7 protein-coding genes are annotated in these 4,160 nt (G+C 50.0%); all 7 read right to left on the bottom strand.

What is annotated here, in order from left to right; genetic code table 11:
• On the bottom strand, positions 1–408 hold a 408-nt coding region (locus tag QMD53_06890), incomplete at its 3' end, for a hypothetical protein (protein MDI6800364.1).
• A 208-nt stretch (positions 409–616) separates the two neighbouring features.
• Positions 617–1,066, bottom strand: a complete 450-nt coding sequence (locus tag QMD53_06885; protein MDI6800363.1) for a hypothetical protein — start codon at positions 1,064–1,066, stop codon at positions 617–619.
• 39 nt (positions 1,067–1,105) lie between these two features.
• Positions 1,106–1,720 carry a GyrI-like domain-containing protein gene (locus QMD53_06880; protein MDI6800362.1) on the bottom strand — a complete coding sequence of 205 codons (615 nt, stop codon included), beginning with the start codon at positions 1,718–1,720 and terminating at the stop codon, positions 1,106–1,108.
• A 1-nt stretch (position 1,721) separates the two neighbouring features.
• A complete protein-coding gene (locus tag QMD53_06875) occupies positions 1,722–1,928 on the bottom strand; it encodes a hypothetical protein (GenBank protein ID MDI6800361.1) in 207 nt (68 codons plus the stop codon).
• Between the two features lie 42 nt (positions 1,929–1,970).
• Entirely contained in the window at positions 1,971–2,228 is a 258-nt protein-coding gene (locus QMD53_06870; GenBank protein MDI6800360.1) for a hypothetical protein, read from the bottom strand.
• Between the two features lie 128 nt (positions 2,229–2,356).
• Entirely contained in the window at positions 2,357–3,391 is a 1,035-nt protein-coding gene (gene selD, locus QMD53_06865; protein ID MDI6800359.1) for a selenide, water dikinase SelD, read from the bottom strand.
• Positions 3,392–3,514: 123 nt separating this feature from the next.
• Positions 3,515–4,051 (bottom strand): hypothetical protein, encoded by a 537-nt coding sequence (locus tag QMD53_06860; GenBank protein MDI6800358.1) that lies wholly within the window; start codon positions 4,049–4,051, stop codon positions 3,515–3,517.
• Positions 4,052–4,160: the final 109 nt, after the last annotated feature.

The following is a 4,160-nucleotide window of genomic DNA, read 5'->3' as shown; positions in this document are numbered from 1 at the left end:
GACCGGAGTGGTTATCGGCCCCTTGATGGCCACCTTGTTTCTTCTGACCGACTCCGAAAAGAGGCAGGGGAAGATGGCTATTCCAAGGGCCATAAAGCCGATTACGCTTGAAACAACGTCGTCTATCACCTCATAGCCCTGGTAGGTGACCATGAACATGGCTACAGCCACCAAGAGCCCGACGAAGAGATCGCCCGCGTTTGTGTAGTAATAGAAGCTTATCGAGCGCTGTAGGGTAAGGCCCGAAAACAGGCGCCCGCCCAGATAGCAGACGAGGGGAAGGAGCATTCCCAAGATTCCTATCAGCCTTCGCAGATTCTTGTAAGAGATGACCGGATCGGGGACTTTGGTTCTTAAAAGGCTTGTAACCTGCATTATCTTTGATGATTCTTTCGATACCTCGATCATGTCCAAAACCTCATCTACTTTTCAAAATAACAAGTTTGGCAATATGCTATAAAAATTCTTCGCAAAATGATTTTCCCCTTTTTTTATACCCGCATCTGGTTTACCTTTTCTTCCCTCCAAAATGCTTCTTGAAAAGCCCCTCTGATCAGCAGAGCGTAGAATTTTTTCGTGATATTACCTCCTAAAATTGGACCTTTATTTAAGCCGCTTAAGGGGTATTGCCCTGGGCGGTGGTCTTTTTGGCAAGATCCCGCAAAAGCGATATTCCGCCGGCGCCCAAGGCGATTAGGGCAAAAATATAGACCGCAAGGAGTAAGAGGACGACCACAAACCAGAAGCCGGTGGGGCGAATTCTGCCGGAAGCGAGGCCCGTGACGACGGCTAGCCCCTGGGCCGCAAAGAGCGCGCCTATGGCTATGGCAAGGCTCGAAGCGATAAGCTTTCTGTTGAGACCTGCTCTGCCCGCCGCGAAGAAGAGTAGAACCCCACCGGTCAGAGCAAAAAGAAAGAGCTCTGCCGGCATGAGAAAATCGAACCTAAGTAGCCCCCTTGCAATGAAAAAAATGATGGTAAGCAGGATGGGGGCGAGAATCGGAAACCAGATTAAGATGGTGCCGACTGTTGCAAGAGCCTTTGTTAAAATATCTCTCTTTTCCATAACATTGCCTCCAATATCTATTTTAGCCAGTTCAAACAACTACATCTCAAAGGGCTGGCGGATTATCGTCTTCCATTTTTCTGGAGCGGTCCGCCTGGTGTCGCTCAAGTATATCTCGTGATGCTTGCCGGAGAGCTTAAAGCCATTATCTTTGATAAACCTATGAACCCTCTCGATGGTTGGGCCTTCCTCGGAGAAGGGCCCGATGTGCATTATCTGAGCGGCCTTGCCTTCGGTAAATGACTCAAAGCGGACCAGTTCAAGCGCGGGGAGTTCCTTCTTCTTTTTGACCTCTCCCATCGCCTCTTTGACTTGGGCCTCGGTCACAAAACCCGGTTGCATGACCATGACGGTCCAGTACCAATCATCTTTTTTACCGGCGGCAAACTTCATCACATCATCGGCCCACCAGAGAGCCTCCAAGGGCATGACGGCAAAATCGAGGGCTTCTTTACCCTTCTTGATCATAAATTTTATGGCGTAGGAGAGAGAAAAGAGGGCTTCGAGGGCTTCGCTGAAGGATTTTGCGGTATTTGGATCGCCGCTGCCGTCTATCATCAGAAAGTTCATCTTGGGCACATCAACCAAGCTTACCTCCTTGACTGACGAATTATACAGCTCTTTGAGCTCCTTTTTGTAATCTATCTTTTCCATCTTAGACCCCGCCTTCATCCTTTTTCATTTGGCCGCACATCTTCTCCGGATCGCAGCCCATCTCCTTCATCTTCTCTTTCATTTTCTCCATCATCTTGGGCACCATCTCTGGAATGGCCTCGGTCATGGTGGCAACGATGATCCCACCGATAACCGCCCCGATCAGAGCGGCATAGAAATACCCGCCTTTGCTGGAATGACTCGACATCACTACCTCCTTGCTCGTTGACCAATGGAAAATAAAGACTGATCAGTTGGTATAAGTCCCAGAAAGATACTGGACAACCTCTTCTTGTTCCGCCGAGCTTAAAATAGCGCCCTTCTCCACCATGTGTTCAACCGTTGCCTGCCATTCTTCTTTGCTCTTTTTAGCTTGCGTTATCTGTCCAAGCCCATGACAAATGGTGCAGCGCTCCTGGACTAAGGCTTGACCGCCCATCGGGCTGGGAGGAGGGGTTACGGTTCCATCTTGCCCAGCGCACGACGCAATGAAAGCTGAGCTGAACAATTATCGTCCACGCCAAAATCTTTGCCATACCGCTCTTTCCCATTTCTGCCTCCTCTAAAATTGTAGTTTTCTGCCTCAATAAACCATTATTCTTATCACCTTACGACACAAAAGCCTGAGAGCGCCCTTTAAACTACCTCTATTTTGGGCTCTTCCCCCTCGAAAACTTCACCGACCTGCCAGCCGGGGACTTTCCGCTTGGCCAACTCCTCCATCAAGAGATCAACTTTATCCGAAGCTATCGATATTAGAAGACCGCCGGAAGTCTGGGGATCGAAGAGGATGTCGGCCATCACGGCCGAAAACTCTGGGCTAAAGCTCACCATCTCACCCACATATTTCTTGTTTGAATGGGCGCCGCCCGGAACCATTCCGATCTCGGCAAGCTCGATAACCCTATCAAAAATGGGAATGTCTTTGGAGTATATCTTGGCTGACTTATGACTCCCGCGCATCATCTCGGCCAAATGCCCAAGGAGACCAAAGCCGGTAATGTCGGTAGCTGAATTTGCCCTAGCCTGCCGCATGGCCAGCGAGGCCCCCCTATTTAAGGTCCTTGCCGAGTCTATCGCTTCCATAATATCTGCTTCCGTCACCACCTTGCCCTTTAGGGCCGTGGCCAAAACGCCCATGCCAAGCGGTTTGGTCAGGATGAGCCGGTCGCCCGCTTGAGCGGTTGAATTGGAGAAGAATTTTTGAGGGTGGACCAGGCCGGTTGCCGCCAGGCCGTATTTCGGCTCATCGTCTTCGACCGTATGACCGCCGACGATCAGGGCCTCGGCCTCGGTTGCCTTATCGCTTCCGCCCCTGATTATCTCGGAAAGAACGTCCAGACCGAGATCTAAGTTGAAGGTTACGATGTTTAAAGCGGTTATGGGATCTGCCCCCATGGCGTAGATATCGCTTAGGGCGTTGGCTGCCGCGATTTGACCAAAGAGGTAAGGGTCATCTACGATGGGCGTGAAGAAATCGACCGTCTGGACGAGGGCGATCTCATCGGTCAGCTTATAGACGGCGGCATCTTCCGCCCCCTCGATGCCGCGAAGGAGCTTTTCGTCAGCTTTAATATTCAGCTCAGCAAGCACTGCCTTAAGGTCACACGGACCCAGTTTGGCGGCTCAACCGCCCTTGGTTGCATGCTCTGTCAGAGCGATCCGCTTCATGATGCCTCCTTGGATAAAAAGTCTTGTCGATTAATATATTAGATTAGATCCACCAATTGAGCTAGGGGAACAAAAAAACGGGCCCCTCATCATCTTGAGGGGCCCGCCTGTCAGAAGAGAGCCTCAATTTTTTGAGATCAGTCTTTCGGGCCTTACAAATTTTAAATAACCGGCAGCCAAGATGACTACCAAAGAGGCCGAGGTAACAAAGAATATCAAGTAGCGGCTCTGGCTTGCAAGACCAAGACCGACCCCGTAGAGGAGGGTAAAAAAGCCGCCAAGCAATATGCCGTTTGGCAGGATATGCACTTTGCCGGACTGAAAGAGACCGAGAGCAACCAGAAGCGTGGCCGCTATGAATATCACTATGCTGGCAACCGCCATCCACTCCTTGTAGGCCACTTCATGCTTCTCTACCTCTTTCTCGAAGGCCACCCTTCTTTCATTATTTATCTTTTCGTTGGCCCGGTCTTTTTCGGTTAGAGGTTTATTATCCTCCCCATACTGGACCAGTTCTTCCCTCGGATATTCCGAGTATTCGGGAGCGGGATAGAAGGTATTTAAGGCAATGCCCACAAAAACGGCCAAGATAGCGGCAAGAACTAGGGTATAGATTATCCCAAGGACCGAGGATTCGGAAAATTTTGATTTAGTCTCCATGTGATCACCTCCTTTGATTAGAGTTTGTGCCCTTTTAGGGCCGCTGTCAAATCCTTTGGTAATTCCTATACATCTGGTACTGGTTTGACCAATAGTTGTGCAATAAAGG

Source organism: Actinomycetota bacterium (assembly GCA_030017835.1).
GTDB lineage: Bacteria > Actinomycetota > Aquicultoria > UBA3085 > Oleimmundimicrobiaceae > Yes70-04.
The sequence above is the reverse complement of the archived record's forward strand: the minus strand, read 5'-3'. Positions and strand labels throughout refer to the sequence as shown.

What these genes read in the sequence shown, in the direction of transcription:
- QMD53_06885 (MDI6800363.1), bottom strand. Translation starts at nt 1,066, where the DNA reads ATGGAAAAGAGAGATATTTTAACAAAGGCTCTTGCAACAGTCGGCACC.
- QMD53_06875 (MDI6800361.1), bottom strand. Translation starts at nt 1,928, where the DNA reads ATGTCGAGTCATTCCAGCAAAGGCGGGTATTTCTATGCCGCTCTGATC.
- QMD53_06860 (MDI6800358.1), bottom strand. Translation starts at nt 4,051, where the DNA reads ATGGAGACTAAATCAAAATTTTCCGAATCCTCGGTCCTTGGGATAATC.
- QMD53_06880 (MDI6800362.1), bottom strand. Translation starts at nt 1,720, where the DNA reads ATGGAAAAGATAGATTACAAAAAGGAGCTCAAAGAGCTGTATAATTCG.